The organism is Algoriphagus hitonicola, from assembly GCF_900113375.1.
Taxonomy (GTDB): Bacteria; Bacteroidota; Bacteroidia; order Cytophagales; family Cyclobacteriaceae; genus Algoriphagus; species Algoriphagus hitonicola.
On record NZ_FOPC01000002.1, the window covers coordinates 190,711 to 215,044 of the forward strand.

Sequence of the window (24,334 nt, forward strand, 5' to 3'; positions counted from 1 at the left end):
TTACGCCAATGATTTTGTTTGTTCTAACGCTCTTCTCTCCAACACTGCCTTATAATCCCGCGGGATTACCTTGATGAATTTCTGACTTGATCGATCCCAATCATCCAAAAACCGATTTCCAAGCGCACTGCCTGTCAACTTGATATGACGCTTGAGATAATTTTTAATCAGCTTGAAATCATCTTCCGACAAAGGGTCAACGTCCACTAATTCAGGATTGATTTCAGTGATAAAATCATTGAGAATGTAGGCAATTCCCCCGCTCATTCCAGCGGCAAAATTTCTCCCGATTTCTCCCAAATTGATTACCAATCCACCAGTCATATATTCACATCCGTGGTCACCGATTCCCTCGATGACGGCATTGACACCGGAGTTTCTTACGCAGAATCGCTCTCCGCCTTTTCCGTTGATATAGGCCTCACCTGAGGTAGCTCCATAGAAAGCCACATTTCCGATAATGATATTTTCTTCGGGTTTAAACTTCGCATTGCGGCTCGGATAAACCGTCAGCCTGCCTCCCGAAAGTCCCTTCCCAAAATAATCATTGGCTTCACCTTCCAATTCAAAGCTGACCCCCTTGGTCAAAAATCCCCCAAAAGTCTGACCGGCAGAACCGGTAAATTTGAACCGAATCGTATCATCCGGCAGTCCGACACTTCCATAGATTTTGGAAATTTCGTTAGAAAGCATAGCTCCAACAGCCCGGTCAATATTTTTGATTTGGAAATTACCACTTACCTCAATGGCCTGCTCCAATGCCGGTAGCGCAGCATGAATGAGTTGACGATCCAAGACCTCTTTCAGTTCCCACTCCTGATCGATCTGATGGTGAATTCCCACATGATCCGGCACCTCCACTTTGTGGAAAATAGGCGAAAGATCCACTTTATCCCACTTCCAGTGGTTGAGATGCCCGGTGGATTGTAGCACATTACTTTGTCCTACCATTTCATCCACTGTGCGGAAACCAAGCGAAGCCATGATTTCACGTAGATCTTCTACCAAAAATTTGAAATAGTTTACAACATGGTCCGGATCTCCGGTGAATAGCTTTCGCAATTCGGGATTCTGGGTAGCGATTCCAACCGGACAGGTATTCAGATGACACTTTCGCATCATGATACATCCCTCCACGACCAAAGCCGCAGTAGAAATCCCCCATTCCTCGGCTCCCAATAATGTAGCAATCGCCAAATCTCTTCCAGTCCGAAGTTGACCATCCGTCTGAAGTACGACACGACTTCTCAGATTATTCTTGACCAAAGTCTGATGAGCTTCAGAGAGGCCAAGCTCCCAAGGCAATCCTGCATGACGAATCGAGGAAAGTGGCGAAGCACCAGTTCCTCCATCTGCTCCCGATATCAAAATAACATCTGCCATGGCCTTTGCCACACCGGCAGCTACCGTACCGACTCCGGCTTGGGACACCAGCTTGACATTGATTCTTGCTTTTCGGTTGGCATTTTTCAGATCATAAATGAGCTGTGCCAAATCCTCAATCGAATATATATCGTGATGCGGAGGAGGAGAAATCAACCCCACTCCTGGAGTAGAGTGTCTGACTCTTCCGATCCAATCGTCCACTTTATGCCCAGGTAGCTGACCGCCTTCACCGGGCTTGGCTCCTTGTGCCATTTTGATTTGCAGCTCGGCGGCATTAGTGAGGTAATTGCTCGTGACACCGAATCGACCGGAGGCCACCTGCTTGATCGCCGAGCGCTCCCAGTCCCCATTTTCTTTTCGTTGAAAGCGGATCTCATCTTCCCCTCCTTCTCCGGAGTTACTTTTGGCACCGATTCTATTCATCGCTATCGCCAAAGTCGAATGGGCCTCGTGGGAAATCGAACCAAAGGACATCGCTCCGGTGGCAAATCGCCGCATGATTTTCTCTGCAGGTTCCACTTCTTCCAGCGGAACGGATATCCGCTTTTTGAATTCAAACAATCCTCGCAAAGTCAAGGCATCTTTGCTTTGTTCATTGATTCGCAGCGCAAATTTTTTGTACAGACCAAAATCATTCAATCGGGTGGATTTTTGAAGCAAATGAATGGTTTCTGGATTGAAAAGATGCTTTTCTCCCCGTCGTTTCCACTGATAGACTCCTCCCGCTTCCAAAGTCGGACTTTTGGTTTCGTAGGCCGCACGGTGGCGAATCAGCACCTCTTCCGCCAGTTCGTTAAAGGAAACTCCGCTAATCCGTGAAATAGTCCCTTTGAAGCAGCGGTCAATCACTTCAGGTCCTAGTCCGATCGCCTCAAAAATCTGTGCCCCTTGATAGGACTGAAGGGTAGATATTCCCATTTTGGAAAGAACCTTCAGCAGACCTTTTCCGATTGCCTTTTGATAGTTGGAGAAAAGTGTCTTTTGATCCTTCACCTGAGGGAGCATTCCTCGATTGAAATAATCCAAAAGCGATTCCAGCGCCAGATATGGATTTATAGCCGAAGCACCATAGCCTATGGCTGTGGCAAAATGATGGGTTTCGCGAATATCTCCTGACTCCAACACCAAACCGGCTTTGGTTCGGATTTTTTTCTTCACCAGATGATGATGAACCGCCCCAATAGCTAAGAGTGAAGGGATCGGTGCCAGCTCTTCATTACTTCCCCGATCGGAGATAATCAGAATATTTTTTTTCTCCCCAATCGCATCTTCCGCTTCTTTGCAAAGTTTATCCAGCGCCTCCAATAATCTACCTGGCTTGTGGTCCGCCACGAAATGGGCAAATAATTTTTTGCTTCGATAGCCCTGAGCTTCCATATTCTGGATTTTCTCCAGGGATTCATTGAGTAAGACAGGCTGAGAAATATGAATCTGCCGGGTATGTTGCGGACTTTCCTCCAGTATATTATGACCTTCACCGATTCGAGTAAACAGGGACATCACCATCCGCTCCCGGATCGGATCGATCGGCGGATTACTCACCTGGGCAAAAAGCTGCTTGAAATAATTGGAAATATGCTGGCTCTGCTTAGATAAGACTGCCAATGGCGTATCTGCACCCATGGAACCGATTGCCTCCTGTCCCATATTCCCCATCGGGCTCAGGACGACTTTGAGTTCTTCCGAAGTATAGCCAAATACAGTTTGGCATTTCTTGATATTTTCGGTCGAATATGGATGAGTCAAGACCTCAGGATCGGGCTCTAAACGCAGTTTAATCCGCTGCTCATTGACCCATTGATCATAAGGCTGTTTTCTGCAAATTTCCCCCTTAACCTCTTCATCAAACAAAACCCGGCCTTTTTTCAAGTCTGCCCATAGCATTCTGCCCGGACTGATCCTTCCTTTCTCCACGATTGTCGCCTCGCGAATCGGCAAAGCTCCCGCCTCTGAAGACAAAATCAAACGCTGATCTTTGGTAATAAAATAGCGCAATGGACGTAAGCCATTTCGATCCAAGGTCGCACCCACCGATTCTCCATCGGTAAAAAGTAACGCAGCCGGACCATCCCATGGCTCGACTAGGGAAGCGTGGAATTTGTAAAATGCCTTTCGATCCCGATCCATAACCTCGTTATCCTGCCATGCCTCTGGCACAAGCATCATCATGGCGTGGGGAAGACTTCTTCCACTCAGCGAAAGGAGCTCCACCATGGCATCCAAATTGGCCGAGTCGGAGTTTTGCTTATTGGTGATGGGCATCAATTTTTCCAATTCCTCCTCCGAGAAAAACTTCGATTTCATGAGGTTTTCCTTGGATTTCATTTTGTTGAGATTTCCCCGGATGGTATTGATTTCACCATTGTGAGAAAGAAATCTAAACGGCTGTGCTAATCGCCAATTGGGAAAAGTATTGGTCGAAAAGCGGGAGTGGACGATCGCAAAAGCCGACTCGATTTTGCTGTTTTGAAGGTCTTTGTAAAAAGGCAAAACCTGATCGGTCCTCAGCTGCCCTTTGTAAATCAAGGTACGACTAGAGAAGGAAGCAAAATAAAAAGAGTGATTGACTCCGGCAACCTGAGTATTGATTACAGAAGTAGCGTAATTGCGAAGCACATATAATTTCCGCTCCAGTTCGATGCCAGTCAGGCCTTTTCGATGCTTGACAAACAATTGCTCAATAATCGGCATCACCTCCAAGGCACCCGAACCCGGCACCGTCTCATCCACTGGCACCGGTCGGTATCCGATGAGTTCAAAGTCCAATTCCTCAATCAGTTGATTAAGTAGTGCTTTTGACTTTTTGAATAGCTGTTTATTCTTAGGAAAAAAAGTCATCCCCACGCCATAGGTTCCTTTCTCGGGTAGGGAAATATCCGTCCGGGCAGTGATGTCTTTCAAAAATTCATGTGGCACTTGAATCAAGACTCCTGCCCCGTCGCCGGTTTTAGGATCTGACCCTCTCCCCCCTCTGTGCTCCATATTACTGAGCATATATAAGGCATCGCTGATTGTTTCATGCGAAGGTGTGGCTGTCAAATCGACAACTGAACCGATGCCACAGGAGTCATGCTCAAACTCCGAATGATACAAGCCTTCTTGCATATATTCTAATGATTTAATAGGTCCAAAATTTTTCAAAAAGTACAAAAAATATTTCGATCATTAAAATAAAGGCAACAAACAGGTTATTTTAGTAATTAATTTTTGAAAAAGTGAGTATTTTTTGATTTTAATGTAAAATAAAAAATGGTTTATTTTTATACTATCAGAGATTAAAAACTATCAGATCTATAAAAAACCGGTGATGATTTAAACCATAATTTGAAAAAAATACGGCCAAATCTATTTTTTGAGTTTTTAGCACAAAAATGAAAAGGAAATTAAAATTAAATCATTGAAAAAATCTATCAAAAGACCTTCTCCATTTGCAATCGATTTCGATAACAAAACAATATTTTGAGTTATTATATTAACTAAAAATAAATCTATTCACCTAATCAGTAAAGGGATTAATTCCATCCTTTTCTTCTGATTTCAGATGGACTTTTACTTTCTTGATTTTTCGCGCGTCAACGGCCAAGACCGTAAATTCAAAATTTTCAAATTGAACTTTGGTCCCGTTTTTCGGCAACTTATTATTTAATTCCAAAAGTAAACCACCCAGAGACTCACTTTCCCCCTTGACTTCATCAAAGATGCTCGTGTCTAAATCAAGCTTTTTACAAAAATCATTGAGGGACACTTTACCTTCGAAAATATAGGTGGCGGGATCTATCTCCTGATAGAAAAACTCCTCCCGGTCATCAAACTCATCATTGATTTCTCCGATGATTTCCTCGATCAGATCCTCCAGGGTAACCAAACCAGAAGTACCACCATATTCATCGACAACGATGGCCATATGAACGCGTTTCTGCTGAAAGTCCTTAAGCAATCGATCTACTTTTTTACTTTCAGGAACAAAAAAACTTTTACGGATCAGTTCTTTCCAGCTGAAATTCTCATCCCGATCGATATATGGAAGTAGATCTTTGATGTAAAGAATACCCAGGATATTATCAATCGTTTCCTCATAAACCGGAATCCTTGAATACCCGCTTTTATTGATCCGGTCCATCAGTTCATGAAAATCCATCTCACTATCCAATGCGGTAATTTCCATCCGGCTACGCATGACCTGCTTGACCGTCAAGGTGCCAAAGTTGACTATACCTCTCAGGATATCCTTTTCTTCAATTGAGGTATCTTCAGTGGTAATTTCCAAAGCCTTATGAAGTTCATCTACCGAAAGGGAATAACCTTTCCGTTCGATTCGCCTTTCGATCACATTTGATATCGCCATTAAAAGGAGTGAGATCGGTTTGAGGAAGGCGGTAAAAAAAGTCATGGACGGGGCCATGATCATACTAAATTGTATTCTGGCTTGATTGGCATAGACTTTTGGTACGATCTCCCCAAAAAACACGATGGCAAAAGTCACTCCCACTGTCTGAATCAAAATGACAATAATACCGGTCGTATTCATCCCAAAAATACTCCAAGTCACAAAAGTGGTGAGGGTCACGATGGCGATGTTGATGAGATTATTGAGAATAAGTACGGTGCTTAAAAGGCGTTTCGGGGATTCCAAAAGCTCAATAACCAAGTCACTTTTTTTGGAATCCTTTTCTTCCAGTGCCAAAAGATCATCGTTGGAAAGGGAAAAATAAGCAACTTCGGAACCTGAAACGAGTGCCGAACCAATCAAAAGTAATATAAATACTAGTCCGTTTATCAGCAGATACCCCAAAGAAGGTTCATTGATCTGCGCGAGTAGGTACAAACTCGGGTATGGGTCGTCCATGAATTAAATCACGATAGTTGATGCAAAATTACACAATTCCCCTGAATTCAAAATCAGGGGAATTGGATTAGAATGGCAAATCATCATCATCTCCAGCTGGACTCAAGTCAGGACCAGATGAAGTAGCGGCAGCGGACTGGGCAGCAGGCTTAGAGGTAGGTTGGGATTGCTGAGTAGGATTGCCTCCTTCATTTCCCATAGAATCTGATCGACCGCCCAGCATGGTAAAGCTCAGCACCCTGATCTTAATTCTTTTCCGGTTTTGGCCCTGGTCATCTTGCCAGGTATCGGATTTGATTTTACCTTCTACATAGATTTGAGAACCCTTTTTAAGATACTGCTCGGCTATTTTTGCCTGCCCGCCCCACAGTTCCAGATCATGCCATTCGGTTTGTTCTACTTTATTGCCATTTCGATCTTTGTAGGATTCGGTCGTGGCCAGTCTCAGATTTGCGACCACATTATCCCCTTCGAGGTATTTTACCTCCGGATCTGCCCCGAGATTTCCCAGTAAGATTACCTTATTTACTCCTGCCATTTATCTTAATTTTTTTTTGAAAAGCGATTGAATGATGAAGTTAATCAAAAGCCTTGATCCCTCAAAAAATTAACAATCAACTTTGGTTTTGCCAGATACTCTATTCGTTGCTCTTCGACGAGCTGATACCCTTGCTCTTCAGCCCAATCTTCTAGATTTTGCATGTTTTCTTCAGAAACTTCAACTTCAGAAAAAACTGCATTCAAGCGCTGATGTGACAATATGTGCCGGTAACTCTTTGGGATTTTCTTAGCCTCAAATTCTGATTCCGGAAATGAAATTTCCATTTTTTCAGATTTTAGATCTCCTTCAACTTGGGGAAAATCATAGAGCCCTTCCCAAATATCTCCTTTGGCGCGACGCTTCCACACCCATTTATCCCCACATCGAATGACGTAATAGTGAATGTGCCGCTCCCGGATTTTGGTTTTGTTGATCTTGACCGGAAGATCCTTGACCATGCCCTGCTGATAGGCAAAACAAGACTGCTGAAGGGGGCAGGAGGGGCAGTCGGGATTTTTGGGCGTACAAAGCCTGGCACCAAAATCCATCATGGCCTGATTGAATTCAGCGGGTTGGTCTACAGGGATCAATCGATTGGCGAGGGCTTCAAACTCCTTTTTGGCTTTTCCTGTAGCAATATCTGTCTCGATACCAAAATACCTCGCCAACACCCGGAACACATTCCCGTCCACTACCGCCTTTACTTCACCGAAAGCAAAACTAGCGATGGCAGCGGCAGTGTAGGAACCCACACCTTTTAATAGAAGGAGCTTTTCATAGGTATTGGGGAACTTCCCATCTAATTCATGCCAGACAAATCGGGCACAGGCATGGAGGTTTCGAGCCCGACTGTAATAACCCAAGCCCTGCCAAAGCCGCAGGACCTCTTCCTCAGAAGCCAAGGCAAGATCCCGAACGCTGGGAAATGCATTTACAAATTTGTAATAATAGGGTAATCCTTGGGCAACACGGGTCTGCTGCAGGATGATTTCTGAAAGCCAAATTTGGTAAGGATCCAGCGTTCCTCGCCAAGGAAGATCACGCGGATTAGCCCGATACCATTGGATAATTTCATGGGAAAACAACTGATAATCAATACTTTTGGTATTCATGGGGTAGAAAAAACTTTTCAGTAAATCTGGGGAATTTTTATGGAATTGTTTTTTAATTGGTTTGGTTCTTGTACATTTGCAGTCCCAAAAACACTTGGTTAATAGGTTGTTAAGCTTATTTCAAAATTTCTAAATAAAAATCACAGTGACAAAAGCAGAAGTAATCACCAAGATTTCGGAGAAGACCGGAATCCAGAAGGATGATGTAACCCAGACCGTTGAAGCCTTTTTCAAGGTAGTAAAAGAATCCATGGCTGATGGAGAAAACATTTATGTCAGAGGATTTGGCAGCTTTATCAACAAGAAAAGAGCAAAAAAGATTGCTCGAAACATCTCTAAAAATACGGCGATCGTAATCGATGAGCACTACATTCCGGCTTTCAAGCCTTCGAAGGTGTTTATTGAGAAAATCAAAACCAGCAAAAAAATCAAAGAACTTGCTCCTCAGGATTAATTCCAGAGCAAATTTGAAATGAAAAAAAAGCAACTCATTCTCATTGGCATAGGCATCTTGGCCGTGGTAGCCTTGGCTTCATTACCCAAAATAGTGGTAGATAACGAAGACCAAGCCAATGTTTCTGAAGGTCAAATTTCAGAAACTACAGAAAATACTTCCGATCCGGCTGCCATGCATGAGGCTGAGTTGTCTCCTGAAAAAGAAGCAGAACTAACTGCGCTAAAAATCAGTTTGGAATCAGAACCCACTGCTGAAAATGCACGAGCGCTAGCTTCCCTTTATCAGGAAAAATCAATTTACGATAGTGCCGCATATTATCTGGACAAGGTGGCCGCTACTTCTGAAGATCAAAGCCTAATCGAGGAAACGGGAAATGCTTTCTATGAAGCATTCACCTTTGCCTTGGATCCGGAAAAAGTAGCTTATCTTGCGGAGCAAACGCGGGACTATTTAAATCGGGTCTTGGAAAACGATCCAAGCCGGACGGATTTGAAATCCAAAATCGCCATGACTTACGTGTCATCTTCCAATCCCATGCAAGGGATCACCATGCTAAGGGAAATCCTCGAGCAGGATCCTCAAAACGAAGATGCCTTGTTTAACATGGGGATTTTGTCTATGCAATCGGGACAATATAAAAGAGCCACCGAGCGATTTGAGGAGCTGATCAAGTATCATCCCGAGAATCTTCAAGGGCAATTTTACCTAGGCGTAAGTTATTTCGAAGCCAACCAAACGAACAAAGCAAAATCCCAGTTTGAGAAAACTCAGGAAATGACCCAAGATCCGATGATTTTGGAAACCATTCAGGACTATCTCGACCGGTTATAATTATTGTATCACTATAAATAAACAAGACTATGCCTTGCGGTAAAAAAAGAAAAAGACATAAGATCGCTACGCACAAGCGTAAGAAAAGACTTAGAAAAAACAGACATAAGAAGAAGTAATACACTTCTTCTTATTCCTGTTTATAGACACAACACGTTCATTTACATTATATAAGACGAGATTTTGAGTACGGAATTGTTAATTGATTCTGCTCAAAACGGGAGTCGAATAGCCCTACTTCAAGACAAAAGCCTAGTTGAACTGCATTCCGAAGGGATGGACAATCAGTTTAAGGTGGGTGACATTTACCTGGGGACGGTTCGCAAAATAGTCAACGGACTCAACGCCGCATTTATTGATGTGGGCTATGAGAAAGATGCTTTTTTGCACTACCAAGACCTTGGGCCGAATTTCAACAGCCTGACTAAGTTCACCAAAATGGTGCGCAACAACAACTTCGCTAATTACAACTTGAAGGGCTTCAGCAACGAACCTGAAATAGACAAGATTGGGAAAATTTCCAATATCCTGTCGAAAAACCAGCAAATACTGGTTCAGGTCGTCAAAGAGCCCATATCAACCAAAGGGCCCCGACTATCCTGTGAGCTCTCTCTTCCTGGTCGCTACCTCGTATTGGTGCCGTTTTCGGATTCAGTCAATGTCTCCAAAAAAATTCGCAGCAGTGACGAGCGCAAAAGACTCTTGCGATTGATCAACTCGATCAAGCCTGCCAACTTCGGAGTAATCATCCGGACAGTAGCTGAAGGACAATCCGTATCCGATTTGGATAAGGATCTCCGAAATCTTCTCACCAATTGGGAAGAAGGCATGGCCAAGTTGCTCAAAGCCAAAAGCCGCGACAAGGTAATAGGAGAGATGAGTATGGCTTCCTCACTTGTGAGAGACCTCCTCAATGAATCCTTCGATGCAATCACCGTAGAAGAAGAATCCACTTACGATCAGATCAAATCCTACATCAGGACAATAGCCCCTGAAAAAGAAAAAATTGTCAAGCTTTACAACGGTAAAGCAAAGCTCTTTGAAAGTTTTGGAATAGAAAAGCAGATCAAAAGCTTGTTTGGACAGACCGTCAGTCTGCCGCAGGGAGGGTATGTGATTATCGAGCATACCGAGGCCCTTCATGTCATCGATGTGAACAGCGGAAATAAATCCAATCAGGAAAGTGACCAAGAATCCACAGCACTCAAAACCAACTTGGTCGCTGCAAAAGAAATCGCCAGACAGCTCCGCCTCCGGGATATGGGAGGCATCATCGTGGTGGACTTTATCGACATGAAACGTGCCGAAAACAAAAAAGTCATCTATGAAGCGATGAAAGATGAGCTGAAGCAGGACCGCTCGAAGCATACCGTTTTGCCATTGAGTAAATTTGGACTCATGCAGATCACCAGACAGCGCGTCCGACCGGAGGTCAATATCGTGACGAAGGAAACCTGCCCGGCATGCAATGGCACAGGCAAAATTCAGGCTTCGATCCTGATAGCCGACAAATTAGAAAAAGATCTGGATCACATGGCCACCATCCAAAACGTGGACAAAATACAGATCGGGCTGCATCCCTACCTGCACGCATACTTTACCACCGGCGTGATTAGCCGACGGGTGAAGTGGTTTTTCAAGTATTACAAATGGATTAAACTGATCAAAGATTCTTCCCTACCGGTGACGGAATACAGATTCCTAGACGAATCTGGAGAGGAAATAGAACTTAAAGTAAAAAGCGAGACTGAGTAAGTCTCGCTTTTTTTTATGGCTTCATTTTAGAAAAGTCCAGCCTTACAAACCCCACTTCCTCTTCCCCTCCCAAAAAACCAATGGCATAATAAAACCCCTCGGGAGTAGAAAAGCCATTCCCGTTTCCAGGCATCTCAAGCTCTCCTAATTTTTCAAAATTCTCGTCAAGTACGATCAACTTCACCTTATAAGCCCCCTTTTCTTCTCGTTCTGCCTCAGGCCTAGTCCCGGTAATCACCTGTCGGAGATACACCTTATTTACCGGATCGTACTTTATCCAGGTGTATCTCGGTGAATTATTGTCGGGTAAAAAAACCGTGTACTCTCCCTGTTGATCAGTTCGCCCTTTCAGAAATTCAAGCTTCTCATCCGTAGAGGCAGCTATCCACTTTTTTTCTTTATCCGAAATCAAAAGCAAACTATCTGATATGGGAAAGGATACCAAAGTCTCCTCTGTAGCAGAATTAAAATAATGACTGTAAGGGCCCAAATTAGGATCATCATAATGTTCCTTTGACCTCTCAGGAAAGGAAAATTGAATATGTGAGCTCGTTTGATCCTCCAAGTCATATCGAAGTATCCAGTTTTGATAATCCATCATTCCTTCTTTCAGAATATGAGGGACATCAGCGATAATCAATTCATTTCCGGTTTTCGAGATGGGATTACTCGGCACTACACTGTAATTAACATAAAGCCGCTCCGCTGGAACTCCAGGCAATTCCCATCTGGCTAAAACATTCCCTTTGAAATCCGCCTGAATCAATTTGGTGTCAGCTGAAATAACGAAAATCCCTTCCTCGGTGATCGCATGCTTAAAAGGACTGTCACCCACCCCGTCGGAGCCTTCTCTCATATAGAATTGTTCAAGGACTTTCTTTCCCTCCGGATAGCTAAATCCGACTAATTGAAACTTTTGAAAGTCCAGGAGCAAAGTGCCGGTATCTGTTTCCATATAAGTCAGGGACTGGGAAATTTGCGCAATGTTCTCGTCTTTTTCCAAAACAAGTGTATCCACGATCAAATCATCAAAGGTGATTTTCGATAGTGATTTTTCCTCCTTGCTATCACAGGAAAAAAAGAAAAAAGAAACTATCGGGGCAAGGAATATCAATTGTTTCATTTTTGTAGCGTTAAGTCTGAAATAAACGATTTCTAAGATAGAAGTTATCCACTTAAAAACACAATGAATCTACTTGCTCCTTTCACGGATTACCAATCTGAAGGGAATCAACCTACTGGTCAAACCAGGCTTTAAGATCGGAGACTTTTTCCCTACTCACCAAAATTTCAGAATCCTCACAGGATTTCAGTTTGACTTTAAGTCTGCTGTTGGAATAGGTAATCACCTCCTCGATGGAATGAAAACTTGCGATATATTTCCGGTTGAGCCGAAAAAAAACATGGGGGTCCAACTGATATTCCGTCTTTTCCAAGGTCTGATCTAGCACGTATTTCTTCCCTTTCGTAGTGACCAAAAACGTCACCCGCTCCTCCGAATAAAAAAAGTAGATGTCATCGCTTGAAATGCTTTGGATCTTTTCCCCAAACCTGACCAAAAAACGTTTCTTGAATTCATTCCCGGAGGGAGCAATTCGAAGTAGTTTTTCGATCAGCACCGGAGAAAGGCTAGGCGGCATTTGCTGACTTTTATACTTATCCACAGCCCGCTTTAAATCCACCGGATCAATCGGCTTCAAGAGATAATCCACCGCATTCACCCGGAAGGCTTCTATCGCATATTGGTCAAAAGCGGTGGTGAAAATAATGGGTGTGGATAACTTTACTTTTCGAAAGATTTCAAAACTCAACCCGTCCGCCAGCTGAATGTCACAAAAGATCAAATCCGGATGTGGATAAGTCATAAAATAATCTACTGCAGCCACAATGCTATCGATAGGCTTAATGAAATTTACATCATCAAAATGAGGCTTAATCAACTGTAAGAGCCGATCTGCTGCAGGTTTCTCATCTTCTATGATCAGGATCGAAGTCATGAAAGTCTAAGTAAGGGAAGTTGGACAATAAAACGATCATCAAGTTTTTGGATAGTCGGTTCGCGCTCACCAAGCAGCCCATATCGCTTTTGGATATTGGACAAACCCAGCCTATTTGAGCTTGGCGGTAGCGAAGATTTTGGCTGGAAAGTATTGCTTATCCACAGTTCATTTCCCTCCTGGCTGATGTGGATAAGTAGGGGTTTGGCCCCACTTGCCACATTGTGTTTGATTGCATTTTCGAGCAAAAGCTGCAGGGAAAGCGGGGGGATAAAGTATCTGTCCGCTTCCTGGATTTCCAATTGAAACTGCAGTGATTGATCAAAACGTATCTGCTGCAGGGCCATGTAATCACGGGCAAATTCCAGCTCCCGGTCCAAGGCAACCAAATCCTCCTGCTGCACATCGAGAACATACCGATAAATCCGCGAAAGTTTCTGAATAAATGCCGCCGACCGATCCGCATCCTCATAAACAAGATTGGAAAGCACATTGAGGGAATTAAACAAAAAATGGGGGTTTAATTGATCCTTGAGACTTTGGTACTGAAAAGCCAGACGCTCGGACTTGAGTTGCTCTGCTTCGATGGCTGATTTTCGCCATTCTCCCAGCCAAGATGCCGTGGTGAAAATAGCCATAAACACCAAAGCAACCGTCATCGGCGTAGTTGTAAAACTCGAAATACTTCTCCAGGGGATATCAGAAAGTTCAAACTGCCCATCCAAATAAGTAAAAGCAAACACAAAAATAAAAGAGGCCACAAAGGAATAAGCCATGTAAGTAGCCACCGTGAGGATAAGTCGCTTGACGGGCTCATAGATCCAGCTGACCCGTTTCTCATAAAGTTCCTCCACTTTCCCCCCTCCAAAACTCAATATCATCGAAATGAGGAAGGAGTAAATAAAATCAGGAATCAAGCTTTTAAGTCCCTCAAGAGAAAGAAAACAGCTCGGACAGAAAATCAGCATGAGTAAGGTAGCGATACCCAAATTGACCAAAGCAAAGGATAGCGCACCCCGGTGCATGGCTTTAAAACGTGTTGAGCTGGGTTTAATGATTTGATCCACGAATGATGGCTAGGTTAGAACTCTCAATGCAATTACATATTAGCAAAAGAAATGAAAAGGAGCTTCAAAAATTTGTTAAGCTCCTTTTTTAATTGTACCCAATTAAATTACTGACAAGCAGAAATCAACGCATGGGCAGAGTCCTCTCCCCAAGTGGGAAAAATAAAATCCTTATTCACAATTTCCTTTTCCTTTTCAAAAAGCTCCAAGGACAATCGGGCCATTCCACAGGCTTTTTCCGGTCCACTTCCAAAAAACTGCGCCACGCCTTGCTCCATTTGGGCCATCAGCAGAACTGCACGGGGATTTTCCCGATTTTGACTGATGGCTTGATTGAATAGCTGCATGACTTGAGGACTCAGGTTTTGGCCCCGACTGGCCGGATCAATACTCAATTTTCCCATCAAGGCATAGCCATGCAGGGCGGTGAGTTCGGAATTGTCGGGTGAAAGCTGGGATGCCTGCTGAATGGTCTCTATCGCCTGATCCAATGTAGCATCCTTATCCACATCGAATCGAAAGGCCGTTTCGATATCCACCAAAGCGGCATAATACAGGGGCAACCACTCTGAATCGTTGGCTTCGGCTATTCGCAAAAAAGCATTTTTGACGGCGATTCCTTTTTCCGGACCGTCCACTTCCTTCATGGCAGACAACTGACTTTTCATCGCTTCATCAAAGGCATTCTGCCCGAAAGCCAGTGAAACTACCAAGACATAAAGGGCTAAACTGGTAAGTAGATTTTTCATGATAAATTAATTTAGAGATTGTTTAATTGATTTGCTGTTTTATCTTTTGAAAGGGTCAGGAATACGCCAAGGAAAAAGAAACGTGGGGCAGGTTGGCCGATGGCTTTGGAGTCAAAATTTCCCGATTCGTCTGCATTGGGTGAAAATTGATACCCGAAAACATTCTCTGCACCCAGGGCATTGGAAACGGCCCCGTGAATAATCAGATTTTGGCGGGGCAAATAACTCCAGCTCAAACTCAGATTCTGAAAGGACTTGGTTTTCCGGTTCATCTCTCCGTGAAAATTTGGATCGGTATAGGGAAAGCCATCATTCCAGGAAAAGCTCATGCCCATTTGCGATTTTATATCAGTCACGAAATGCTTGACCACAACCGAAAAATTATGTTTCGGAGCAAAACCCGGCTGAACCTGCGTCTGAAACTGGTCAAACTGACGCTTGCTGTCCACAAAGCTGTATGTAATCCAATAGTCGGTGTTTTTCAAACTCTTGCGATCCCTTAAAAAGATATCCACACCCCGGGCAAAACCTTTCCCTCCATTTCTTGGATTCATGGGAAACTGTGGATAACCTTCAAAAAGAATCAACTCTTCATAGCTTTTGTAAAAAGTCTCCGCCCGAAAAGTTAATCCTTTGGTTTGGAGTAAATAATTTAAAATCAAATGATTGGACTCCAAATTCTTGAGTTGGGGATTCAAAACCCGCAAGTTATCCACAGGCAATTGGGAAAAGCTTCCCCCGGCAAGCGAGACCTGCGACTGCTCCGAAAGACGGAAGGCAAGGGATACTCGAGGATCAAGCCAAGTTTCCTGATTTAAGCTGCTATTTCCCCAGCGAATACCGGAGCGAAGGACCCAATTTTTGCTGAGGTAATAATCCCACTCTGTGAAGGCGAAAAGCTGCCCATCGTCAAAGTTCCGCAATTGATTATGCTGTGAGCGGCTTTCCCCATAGCGATGGACAAAATATTCCAATCCTGAATTGACCGAAAGGCGATCCGAAAAATCATGGATGGCTGAAAATTTGGAGTGAAAAAGGAAATTCTCTCGATTCAAATTCAGCGAATCCAAGTTCAACTGATCTGAATTATCTGACAGTGCCGCACCTCCAAATATCGTCCAGCCACTTTCGAAGCTTTTCCGCCAGTTGCTCTGGATAAAACTGTACCGATTTCTTAAGTCAATGCTTTGGACCAAAGTTTCCCCCGGACTCTGCTCACCCAGTTTCATACCCCCGGCTTCAGTTCTTGCCAGCACTTTCCAAATCCCGCCTTTGGAAAATTTCTTTTGTAAAGCAAGTTCCGCATCTCTACCCCATGGAGCCCGCTTAAAATCAAAATCCTGCTTGATCAATCCTTGATAGGGCTTTAGATCAAAATAGTTTACCGACGCGGTCAAGCTTTGTTTTTCATTGGCCCAAGTATGCGAGTATCCACCTCCTACAGACATGAGGCTCACATCCCCCTGACTGCGCAGGGAGAGGTCTTTGGTGTTTAAAGCTAGGGTAGAGGAAAGTGCCTGTCCGTATTCCGCCGAATAGCCTCCGGTTGAAAAGAACGTCCCCTTAAACAAATTGGGATTGAAACGCGTCCGGGTGGGTACATTCCCGGCTGTGGTTCCATACGCATTGCCTACCCGAAGCCCATCAATGTAAATCCCAACCTCGCTTGCATCCCCTCCGCGGACAAAAAGCCGACCGTCATTTCCAACGGTACTCGTTCCGGGTAAAGTTTGAAAAGCCCCCACAATATCCCCCATCGCACTGGGTGTGGTCACAATATCCAAAGGCCGAAGAATGACCGATTTTTTTTCATCCGAAGCTTCCATGGCTCCAGCCGAAATTGTCACCGCATTCATTTCGGTGATTGCTTCTCGAAGAAACTGATCGGGAACGTTCAGACTATCCCCCAATACCTGGACGGTCAATTCAACTTCATGAAATCCCAAAAGCCGAAGAACCAGCGATTGCTCTCCCGCCAAAGAAGTCAAAAATTCAAAACTCCCATCCCCTAAAGAAGTGGCTCCATCGTAACTGTTTTTGATAAAAACATTGACGCCGGGAAGCGGCTCTCCCTGCTCATCAAAAACCCGACCACTGATTTGGGTCTGGCCAAAAGCCAGGAATGGGCTAAGAAAAAAGAAGAGATAAAGAATAATTCGTCTGTCCATTTCGATTCGTATTTGAACCGAAATAGGCTTGATTTAGGCTTCCAAAAAAACCAAGTTGCCTGAACTGTCGAAAATCAAGACCGAAGCGTCAATAATCGCGACAGAATCAAAATTCCTTATTCCGGAAAAACCGAAGCATCCATTTTGGGCACGATCCTAAGGGCATTTTTATAATAGACCTTTTTCAGCACTTCATCCGGCAAGCCTAAGCCATACATTCGCCAAAAGGCATGGTATTTTTTGTAATAGGGGAAGTATTCATCCTCGGTCTCCAAAACCCGAAAATAAGTATGAAACTCCTCAGGATTGTAGGCATCTTTTCCAAAAAGAAGCCTATCCTGATATTTCATAAAAAACTCCTTGGCGCGTCTTGGCTGCCTTCCAAATTCAGCTATCACCGCTCCAATCCCAAAATTCACATTGGGATAACGATCTAGATGCTCCCCTGCTTTGTCCAAGTCATTTGCCATCCAACCCATGTGGGCATTGATAAAGGTCGTGTTGGGATGTTTTTCGAAAACATGGTGCTGCTCAGCAATAATCTGCTCAAAGGGAGCAGGGTTGGTAGCCGATCGCTGTCTGCCAGGGTGGGTTTTCAATTCCAGCCAGCGTTCATTATTGGCGTCCATCGGTTGCCAAAATTGGGCGGGATCGGCTGAATGAATGATGACCGGAATCCCCAATTCCCCGGCTTTTGCCCAGACAGGATCCAAATCAGGATGATCCACGGGCACGCGGTTTCCATTGATATCTTTTACATTCAGACCTAAGCTTTTGTAAATCTTCAATCCCACAGCACCAGCCTGCACGTCCTCTTCTAATTCTTGAACAGCTATTCGACTCCAGTTTTCATCTCCAAATCCCGCAAAGTTCAAATTGGTAAATACTAAAAATCGTCCCGGCGCATGGGTTTCAAATTCTTTCATCATGGATTTAATGTATTCTTGCTGGGAATTGCTATCCCCTCGCCCAAAGCCTCTCCCGCTGAGATTGACCAGTACTCCCATATTCAATTCATCCATCTCAGAAACCAATTTGCCTATCTTTTCCTGATTGATTCCCCCCTGATGACTGTGGATATCCACAAAGGGAAATTTAGATCGGGTGACCGTAGATTCGGGGACTCTGAGCGAGGAAGGTGGATTGTATTCCTCAAAACTCATTTCCTGAGAGAATCCAATGGACTGGAGCATTCCTCCCAGTACGGCGGCAAATAGAAGACGTGATAAGTTATTCATGAGGTGTTAAACAGGATTTTGGATCAAAGGGTTAAAAAAATCCCGACCTCAGTATGAAATCGGGATTCGAAATGATTTAGCGGGTAGTGCCTCCATTGATCACTTGACCAAAGAAGATCGCATTCATGTAGAGTTTGTTGGTTCCAAACCAGAATGCCCGGAAGTTCATATTATCGGCAAAAGCGACCACACGACCTCCGCCCACTCCGGCTACTTGAATCACGGAACCATTTTGGATACCCGGCAAATTGCTGGGGTGCAAATAACCGGAAGCCAATGGTTCATTGGTGTAAACCAGCGGATTTGCATAGGGATTAGTCGAAGGTTCCACAAATAAGTTGTCATTTCTAAAGGTATGAATCGTAGAATCAGCATAGCCATAGCCAATAGGATGAGTCAAATCCAAGGTTGCATTGAAGATGGCTCCTCCTGTCACTTTTGCCCCTGTGGCATCACGGAAGATCTCATAGGGTTTTTGCAATCCCTTTTCATCATTGTCCACCGATCTAAATTTGATATCTGCAATTTCGCTTTGTGCCAACCATCGTAATGCCCCGCCTTTTGCGACTAGAGTATTCCCCCTGCTCACCCAGGTTTTGATCGCTTCCGCACCGGATTTACCCAGTTCATTATAGCGGCCATCCGGCATCAAGATGAAATTGTATCGATCAATCACCGAACTACTCACTCGATCCATCGGCAGCAAGGTTACTGGCAACTCATAGCGCTGATCAAGCAAATGCCAAATCTCTCCTGCCTCATAGCTATCTACTCCTCCATCCACCAAAAGAGCTACCTCAGGCTTGTCGAGAACAGAGATAAAAGTAGATCCCATATTGATCCCAGAGGTATATCCCGTCGATATTGCATGAATATCCACAGTGGATTGACGGGCGATTTCCTCGAGTTTTTGGAAAAAGGCCTGGTCAGAATGTCCGGTTTCTCCTTTGTCAATCAAAATTGTACCCCGACCAAATTCCTTTCCCTCTGGAGTGGAAAAAGGCGCATTGGCCACTCTGACACGGAAACCTTCCTCAAGCAATTTATACGCTGCTTTTGGCGAATAATAATCTGTCCATTCCATGGCATATTGATAGGCACCGGCCTCTCCGATTACCTGACCGGGGGCAAGTGAAAAATTATCTTTGCTGATTTCCTCCACGCTGGCCAAGTTCAGGATTCGGCTATTCAAAGCCATATAATCCAAATTGAAAGCCATCGGATAGGTCCAAGCTGAGATATCGTAGAATAGCGAGTCCTGGAATTCAGTCCGGGTCTCAAACATGGCTTTGATCAAGCGATACTGGGGCTGATCGGCAGGGACGATGTAAGAATTTTCACTTTTAAATTCCCGCCCATTTACAGAAATATCCTCTTTTAGACTAAATACCTTGATGTCGTGCTGCAAGATCAAATCTGCCAAATGGAAGCTTCTGGCATCATCCTCGCGACTGCCAAAAATATAGGCCTTGTTGACGTCGGCATCAGTTTCTGTTTTGATTTCGGTGTAAAAATCCTTCATAAACTGATTGAGTTCGACCCGCATTTCTTTAGCCGCCTCGTATGAAGAAAGGTTAGCCGTAAACTGATTGCGAATGGTGAAAGGAAAGCTCAGCATACCATTGGCCGATTCCTGAAGATGACCTCTGGAGCTGGCTTGCTCAAATAAAATCCCGATTGAGCCTTGCACATCCGGATAGGTCGAGCCTTTTCCGTAGTAGAAGTCATCGTAATTCTCCTGGTTGTAATATAGGGAACCAATTTTATCCAAGGCTTTGGCATGATATCGTCCGATTTTCTCCGTTAATTCAAAATTGCGCTCTGGTGTCAAGGGATGGGTCCGAGAAGGTTCTCCTGGCTGAAAAAAGAAGGTGCTGTTGGTTCCCATTTCGTGGAAATCCAAATGGATATTGGGCAACCAGCTTTGGTACACTTTTACCCGATTTCTGGATTCAGGATGCTGAACTGGCAGCCAATCCCGATTCAGGTCAAACCAATAGTGGTTAGTTCGTCCGCGAGGCCAAGCTTCATTGTATTCACGGCCATTAGGATCACCATTGAGATTGTAGGCCTTGTGGGAATTGACCCAGGAAGCAAATCGATTCAATCCGTCTGGATTGATCGCTGGATCCAAGAGCAAGACGATATTTTCCAACTCCGATTCGATTTCATTGGCGGCAGCAAAATGATAGGCTGCAAGAAGGGAGGCATTGGCTCCACTCGCTTCATTCCCATGTACCGAATAGCCCATAAACATCACTACCGGCATGGCTTCGATGTCTATCGAAGCATTGGGGTCCCGAAGTTTTTTTCGATCTGCCTTGATTTGGTCCAGTCTTCCCAAGTTTGCCGGGGAACTGATCGTCAGAAGTGTCTGAGGGCGCTTTTCATAGCTTCTGCCTGTTTCCTCAAAAACCACCCGATCCGAAGCTTCCGCCACGGCTTTCATATACATGACGAGCTGATCATGGGTCACATGCCACTCACCGACCTCATAACCAAGTACTTCTTTGGGTGTGGGAATGTCGGGATTGTAAGTATAGCCTTCCGGCAAATAATAACTCATATCCACCTGGGCAAAACTGGCACTATACAGCAAAGTCAGGCAAAGCAGGATAAAACTTCTTTTCATTTTCATAGGGAATTATAACTTTCGACTAAATTCTTACTAATTTTTTTCAAAAAAAGCTATTTTAGAGCAGTGGTAAAAATAATTGAAGAAACGATATGGAATTAATTTCACCCGGAAGCTTATCAACAGGACTTTGGATTTGGCAATTGTCCATGCTGGTGTACCTTGGATTTTGGGTCTATGCCCTGATCGATGTTTTGCGAAATGAATTCAGGGGAGCCCATGAGCGTCTGATGTGGATCTTGATCATACTATTCGCACCCATTATCGGGACATTTTTGTATTTATCCATGGGGAGAAGGGCAAGAAAGAGGAGAGATTTTAAACCTGATTTTCACTCAAAAAACCAATAAATATGCTGTCATTTCTTATGAACATGGGAGGAGGGACAATTTTAATTTTTGGAGTCCTTTATATGGTCCTATGGCTATATTGTCTGATTGATATCCTCCGGTCCGATTTCAAAGACCAAAATATGAAACTCATTTGGATTCTGATAATTCTGTTTGCCCAGGTCTTGGGGCCGATTGCTTATTTGATTTTGGGAAAAAATTCTAAAATAAAAGCCTATTGATATGTTTGGACTTGGAATAATCGGACTCGCCATCTACGCTTATACGATTTACGATGTAGTCATCAGTAATTTTGCCAATAGCAACGACAAAATCATTTGGATTTTAATTGTGATTTTAGTTCCTCTTTTGGGAACGATCTTATGGTTTTTGGTGGGAAGGGGCAAAAGGATTTGAGTTAAAAATTGGGCTTGGATTTATTCAAGTATGAGCGCTTATACGTTTTGCTTGTCATGAATTATTCGTGAATTCGTGGCTAAAAACCACCCTCTACTATACTTAAGACCGAAAAAGATCCCTCAAAGCTTCCGGCAAGCTTTCAGACTCATACTCAAATCCCGCCTTTTGGATTTTTTGATTAGAAACTCGATTTCCTCCCAGTACCATAGCCGCCATCTCTCCTAAAATAAGGCGGAGCATAAATCCCGGCACCCCAATTCCCAAGTATGGTTTGCCCTTAGCTTTCGCCGCTTCCTTGGTGAGCTGCTGATTGGTTGCCGGATTGGGTCCCACGGCATTGTAAATTCCCTGAAGAGTGGTCTTTTCCAAAGCATATACAAACATCCGTGCGAGATCTGAAATGTGAATCCAGGACATCCACTGATCGCCCGAACCTAAGGGTGCAGCAACTGGCGGCTTCAGCATTTCGCCCAGAGCTCCACCCTCTGCATCGAGTACAATGCCGATCCGAAGCATCACCGTACGCAAGCCCAAAGTCTCGATATTTTTGACCTCATCTTCCCACGCAGTCACCACCTGCGCCAAAAAATCATTTCCTGCAGGAGTAGACTCGTCCACTAGTTTAGCCCCGGTATTGAACCCATAGTATCCAACTGCAGAAGCTGATATAAAAGTCAAGGGTTTTTTTTCTGCTTTTTCGATTGCACGATACAGCAATGCGGTACTTTGAGTACGCGATTGTAAAATTGCCTGCTTTCGCTCCGGAGTCCAGCGTTTATCCGCTACTCCTGCTCCGGCAAGATGGATGACTGCATCTGCCCATTCCATGGCTTCTGCGTCAATTTCCTGCTTTTTGATATCCCAAATAAATGATTTTTGATCTTGTGTACTCCGACTCAACCAAGCGACCGCATAACCTTTGGCCTCTAATAGCTGAGTGATTTTAGTTCCGATCAAACCAGAACCTCCGGTGATAAGTATATTTTCCATGTGTGTTGAGTTCTGTTGATAACTCGGGGAATAATAAAAGGTTGAAAACACTTCAATCTTCCGATCCCCTTAATTCTAAAATTCAATATCTATACCTATTTTGGCACGATTCCCTAAGTTAAGCTATTTTGAACTTCCAATTCTACCTTTCCTACCTTTCCCGATGGCTCCTTGGAGGTTTGTTCATTGGGTTACTTTCGGGTTCTGCCTCGGCTTTTTTTCTTGTTGCCCTGGATTGGGCGACCAATTTCCGAGAGGCCAATCTTTGGATCATCGCCCTCCTTCCCTTGGGGGGATTTTTGATCGGTTGGACTTACTATAAAATCGGCCAAAACTCAGTCAAGGGCAATAATCTATTGCTTGACGAACTCTATCAAACTCAGCACCCCATTCCCTTGAGAATGACGCCTTTGGTGCTATTTGGGACGATTTTCACGCATTTCTTTGGGGGCTCAGCCGGACGGGAAGGCACAGCTGTGCAGATGGGCGGATCACTTGCCGATCAACTCAACAGATGGATCGCTATCAGTCAAGAAGATCGTCGAATTCACTTGATTGGGGGCGTGGCAGGGGGTTTTGCTTCGGTCTTTGGTACACCCCTGGCCGGGGCGATTTTCGCATTGGAGTGGATGCATCAGGGAAAATTTCGCTGGAAATCCCTTTTTCCTGCATTTTGGACAGCTTGGATCGCACATTGGATATGCGCTATTATTTGGGGAGTGGCGCATACGCATTACGAAATTCCTGAAATCGCCCCGCATACCTGGATCAATTTGGCTTGGATAATTCCAGCGGGCATTGTCTTCGGACTATCCGGCAGATTATTTGCCGAGTGCACCCATTTTTTTTCCAAACTTTTTTCCCAACAAATCTCTTGGCCTCCATTTCGACCGCTCATAGGCGGACTGCTGATCGCTTTATTTGTCTGGATTTCGGACAGTACGACCTACATTGGCTTAGGGGTTCCCCGAATTGTGGAGGCCTTTGAAACGCCTTTACCCTGGTACGACTGGTTGGCGAAGACAGGGTTGACCGGCTTTACTTTAGGAGCGGGGTTTAAGGGAGGAGAAGTCACTCCGCTGTTTTTTACCGGAGCTACTTTGGGAAATGCCTTATCCGCTTGGATTCCTCTGCCTTTGGCTTTGCTGGCCGGGATGGGTTTTGTTGGGGTATTTTCGGGTGCTACCAATACCCCCATGGCCTGCACGGTGATGGGTATGGAGCTTTTTGGCTACGAAGCGGGGATTTTCCTGGCCTTATCTTGCGGAATTGCCTACGTTTTCAGCGGGAGAGGCAGTATCTACTCCTCTCAAGACTTGGGCTGGAAAAAGAGCTGGTTTTACTGACCCTCCAGTAATTGGGAAAAAATAATGAATATCCAATGATAAATGGTGAATGGCGATTGTGACCAACCGTAGGCAGTGGCAGTTTTCAGTAGACAGAAAAAACGCTGAAGAGGCGAAAGGATTTACGATTTTTGATTTACGCGGAGGTTGGGGAATTGATGAACTGTTTAACTGATGAACTGAGCGAGTTGTGATTTGATGTTTTTCGTAAAGTCCTGGACTGATAAATGAAATTAAAATAAAGGATTTTCAGACCATAAATCTTGAATTCCAATTATGATTTTCCTGCGATTGGGCTGTGGAGACACAGCCCTAGGCGTCAGTAATCCGACTAATCAAAGCGCTGAAGGCGCGTTCTTTACAAGCCCCAAATGCAATTTGGGGTTTAGAAATCAGCGATAGGGAGCCAGAGCGCTGAAAGCGCGATCTATTTCAGTTATTCGGATTTAAAATCCTACGATAGGATA

19 protein-coding genes are annotated in these 24,334 nt (G+C 44.2%); 7 read left to right on the top strand and 12 right to left on the bottom strand.

The window, feature by feature from the left end; all coding sequences use genetic code 11:
- The 4 genes from gltB to mutY form a co-directional block, all read right to left on the bottom strand.
- Positions 1 to 4,491, bottom strand: coding sequence for a glutamate synthase large subunit (gene gltB, locus BM043_RS03595; RefSeq protein WP_092788909.1), 4,491 nt, complete (start codon positions 4,489 to 4,491; stop codon positions 1 to 3).
- A 391-nt stretch (positions 4,492 to 4,882) separates the two neighbouring features.
- Positions 4,883 to 6,232: a gliding motility-associated protein GldE gene (gldE, locus tag BM043_RS03600; RefSeq protein WP_092788911.1), complete on the bottom strand. Its 1,350-nt coding sequence runs from the start codon at positions 6,230 to 6,232 to the stop codon at positions 4,883 to 4,885.
- A 67-nt stretch (positions 6,233 to 6,299) separates the two neighbouring features.
- Positions 6,300 to 6,770 carry a single-stranded DNA-binding protein gene (locus tag BM043_RS03605; RefSeq protein ID WP_092788913.1) on the bottom strand — a complete coding sequence of 157 codons (471 nt, stop codon included), beginning with the start codon at positions 6,768 to 6,770 and terminating at the stop codon, positions 6,300 to 6,302.
- Positions 6,771 to 6,814: 44 nt separating this feature from the next.
- On the bottom strand, positions 6,815 to 7,885 hold the full coding sequence (gene mutY, locus BM043_RS03610; RefSeq protein ID WP_092788915.1) for an A/G-specific adenine glycosylase: 1,071 nt from the start codon (positions 7,883 to 7,885) through the stop codon (positions 6,815 to 6,817).
- 145 nt (positions 7,886 to 8,030) lie between these two features.
- Here mutY and BM043_RS03615 point away from each other — a divergent pair, with 145 nt between their 5' ends.
- The 3 genes from BM043_RS03615 to BM043_RS03625 all read left to right on the top strand — a co-directional run bounded on the left by BM043_RS03615 (position 8,031) and on the right by BM043_RS03625 (position 10,928).
- Complete coding sequence (locus BM043_RS03615; protein WP_092788917.1) at positions 8,031 to 8,339, top strand: HU family DNA-binding protein; 309 nt, start codon at positions 8,031 to 8,033, stop codon at positions 8,337 to 8,339.
- An 18-nt stretch (positions 8,340 to 8,357) separates the two neighbouring features.
- Complete coding sequence (locus tag BM043_RS03620) at positions 8,358 to 9,173, top strand: tetratricopeptide repeat protein (protein WP_092788920.1); 816 nt, start codon at positions 8,358 to 8,360, stop codon at positions 9,171 to 9,173.
- A gap of 183 nt (positions 9,174 to 9,356) precedes the next feature.
- Complete coding sequence (locus tag BM043_RS03625; protein ID WP_092788922.1) at positions 9,357 to 10,928, top strand: Rne/Rng family ribonuclease; 1,572 nt, start codon at positions 9,357 to 9,359, stop codon at positions 10,926 to 10,928.
- A 13-nt stretch (positions 10,929 to 10,941) separates the two neighbouring features.
- Here the strand turns inward: BM043_RS03625 and BM043_RS03630 are convergent, their stop codons facing one another.
- From BM043_RS03630 to BM043_RS03660, 7 genes are all read right to left on the bottom strand, one after another.
- Entirely contained in the window at positions 10,942 to 12,051 is a 1,110-nt protein-coding gene (locus tag BM043_RS03630; RefSeq protein ID WP_092788924.1) for a DUF4221 family protein, read from the bottom strand.
- A gap of 112 nt (positions 12,052 to 12,163) precedes the next feature.
- Entirely contained in the window at positions 12,164 to 12,925 is a 762-nt protein-coding gene (locus BM043_RS03635; protein WP_092788926.1) for a LytR/AlgR family response regulator transcription factor, read from the bottom strand.
- Complete coding sequence (locus BM043_RS03640; protein ID WP_143189468.1) at positions 12,922 to 13,992, bottom strand: sensor histidine kinase; 1,071 nt, start codon at positions 13,990 to 13,992, stop codon at positions 12,922 to 12,924. Before BM043_RS03640 ends, BM043_RS03635 begins: the two co-directional genes overlap by 4 nt.
- Positions 13,993 to 14,099: 107 nt before the next feature.
- On the bottom strand, positions 14,100 to 14,741 hold the full coding sequence (locus tag BM043_RS03645; RefSeq protein ID WP_092788930.1) for a tetratricopeptide repeat protein: 642 nt from the start codon (positions 14,739 to 14,741) through the stop codon (positions 14,100 to 14,102).
- 11 nt (positions 14,742 to 14,752) lie between these two features.
- Positions 14,753 to 16,909, bottom strand: coding sequence for a TonB-dependent receptor (locus tag BM043_RS03650; RefSeq protein WP_092788932.1), 2,157 nt, complete (start codon positions 16,907 to 16,909; stop codon positions 14,753 to 14,755).
- Between the two features lie 116 nt (positions 16,910 to 17,025).
- Positions 17,026 to 18,102 (bottom strand): amidohydrolase family protein, encoded by a 1,077-nt coding sequence (locus BM043_RS03655; RefSeq protein ID WP_245752942.1) that lies wholly within the window; start codon positions 18,100 to 18,102, stop codon positions 17,026 to 17,028.
- A gap of 121 nt (positions 18,103 to 18,223) precedes the next feature.
- Positions 18,224 to 20,779: a M14 family metallopeptidase gene (locus BM043_RS03660; RefSeq protein WP_177188417.1), complete on the bottom strand. Its 2,556-nt coding sequence runs from the start codon at positions 20,777 to 20,779 to the stop codon at positions 18,224 to 18,226.
- 95 nt (positions 20,780 to 20,874) lie between these two features.
- Here BM043_RS03660 and BM043_RS03665 point away from each other — a divergent pair, with 95 nt between their 5' ends.
- The 3 genes from BM043_RS03665 (at position 20,875) to BM043_RS03675 (ending at position 21,528) form a co-directional block, all read left to right on the top strand.
- Positions 20,875 to 21,132: a PLD nuclease N-terminal domain-containing protein gene (locus BM043_RS03665; RefSeq protein WP_092788939.1), complete on the top strand. Its 258-nt coding sequence runs from the start codon at positions 20,875 to 20,877 to the stop codon at positions 21,130 to 21,132.
- A gap of 62 nt (positions 21,133 to 21,194) precedes the next feature.
- Positions 21,195 to 21,353, top strand: coding sequence for a PLDc N-terminal domain-containing protein (locus tag BM043_RS19845; protein ID WP_377901404.1), 159 nt, complete (start codon positions 21,195 to 21,197; stop codon positions 21,351 to 21,353).
- A gap of 1 nt (position 21,354) precedes the next feature.
- On the top strand, positions 21,355 to 21,528 hold the full coding sequence (locus tag BM043_RS03675; protein ID WP_092788943.1) for a PLDc N-terminal domain-containing protein: 174 nt from the start codon (positions 21,355 to 21,357) through the stop codon (positions 21,526 to 21,528).
- Positions 21,529 to 21,630: 102 nt separating this feature from the next.
- On the opposite strand, the gene BM043_RS03680 is transcribed toward BM043_RS03675, so the two are convergent.
- Complete coding sequence (locus BM043_RS03680) at positions 21,631 to 22,521, bottom strand: TIGR01777 family oxidoreductase (RefSeq protein WP_092788946.1); 891 nt, start codon at positions 22,519 to 22,521, stop codon at positions 21,631 to 21,633.
- A gap of 128 nt (positions 22,522 to 22,649) precedes the next feature.
- Here BM043_RS03680 and BM043_RS03685 point away from each other — a divergent pair, with 128 nt between their 5' ends.
- A complete protein-coding gene (locus BM043_RS03685; protein ID WP_092788948.1) occupies positions 22,650 to 23,867 on the top strand; it encodes a voltage-gated chloride channel family protein in 1,218 nt (405 codons plus the stop codon).
- Positions 23,868 to 24,334 lie beyond the last annotated feature (467 nt).

Bases quoted from the DNA above. Each gene is read 5' to 3' on its own strand.
- BM043_RS03680 (WP_092788946.1), bottom strand. From the start codon at position 22,521: ATGGAAAATATACTTATCACCGGAGGTTCTGGTTTGATCGGAACTAAA.
- BM043_RS03660 (WP_177188417.1), bottom strand. From the start codon at position 20,779: ATGAAAAGAAGTTTTATCCTGCTTTGCCTGACTTTGCTGTATAGTGCC.
- BM043_RS03605 (WP_092788913.1), bottom strand. From the start codon at position 6,770: ATGGCAGGAGTAAATAAGGTAATCTTACTGGGAAATCTCGGGGCAGAT.
- BM043_RS03620 (WP_092788920.1), top strand. From the start codon at position 8,358: ATGAAAAAAAAGCAACTCATTCTCATTGGCATAGGCATCTTGGCCGTG.
- BM043_RS03645 (WP_092788930.1), bottom strand. From the start codon at position 14,741: ATGAAAAATCTACTTACCAGTTTAGCCCTTTATGTCTTGGTAGTTTCA.
- BM043_RS03630 (WP_092788924.1), bottom strand. From the start codon at position 12,051: ATGAAACAATTGATATTCCTTGCCCCGATAGTTTCTTTTTTCTTTTTT.
- BM043_RS19845 (WP_377901404.1), top strand. From the start codon at position 21,195: ATGGTCCTATGGCTATATTGTCTGATTGATATCCTCCGGTCCGATTTC.
- BM043_RS03635 (WP_092788926.1), bottom strand. From the start codon at position 12,925: ATGACTTCGATCCTGATCATAGAAGATGAGAAACCTGCAGCAGATCGG.
- gldE (WP_092788911.1), bottom strand. From the start codon at position 6,232: ATGGACGACCCATACCCGAGTTTGTACCTACTCGCGCAGATCAATGAA.
- BM043_RS03675 (WP_092788943.1), top strand. From the start codon at position 21,355: ATGTTTGGACTTGGAATAATCGGACTCGCCATCTACGCTTATACGATT.
- gltB (WP_092788909.1), bottom strand. From the start codon at position 4,491: ATGCAAGAAGGCTTGTATCATTCGGAGTTTGAGCATGACTCCTGTGGC.
- BM043_RS03650 (WP_092788932.1), bottom strand. From the start codon at position 16,909: ATGGACAGACGAATTATTCTTTATCTCTTCTTTTTTCTTAGCCCATTC.
- BM043_RS03655 (WP_245752942.1), bottom strand. From the start codon at position 18,102: ATGCTCCAGTCCATTGGATTCTCTCAGGAAATGAGTTTTGAGGAATAC.
- BM043_RS03665 (WP_092788939.1), top strand. From the start codon at position 20,875: ATGGAATTAATTTCACCCGGAAGCTTATCAACAGGACTTTGGATTTGG.
- mutY (WP_092788915.1), bottom strand. From the start codon at position 7,885: ATGAATACCAAAAGTATTGATTATCAGTTGTTTTCCCATGAAATTATC.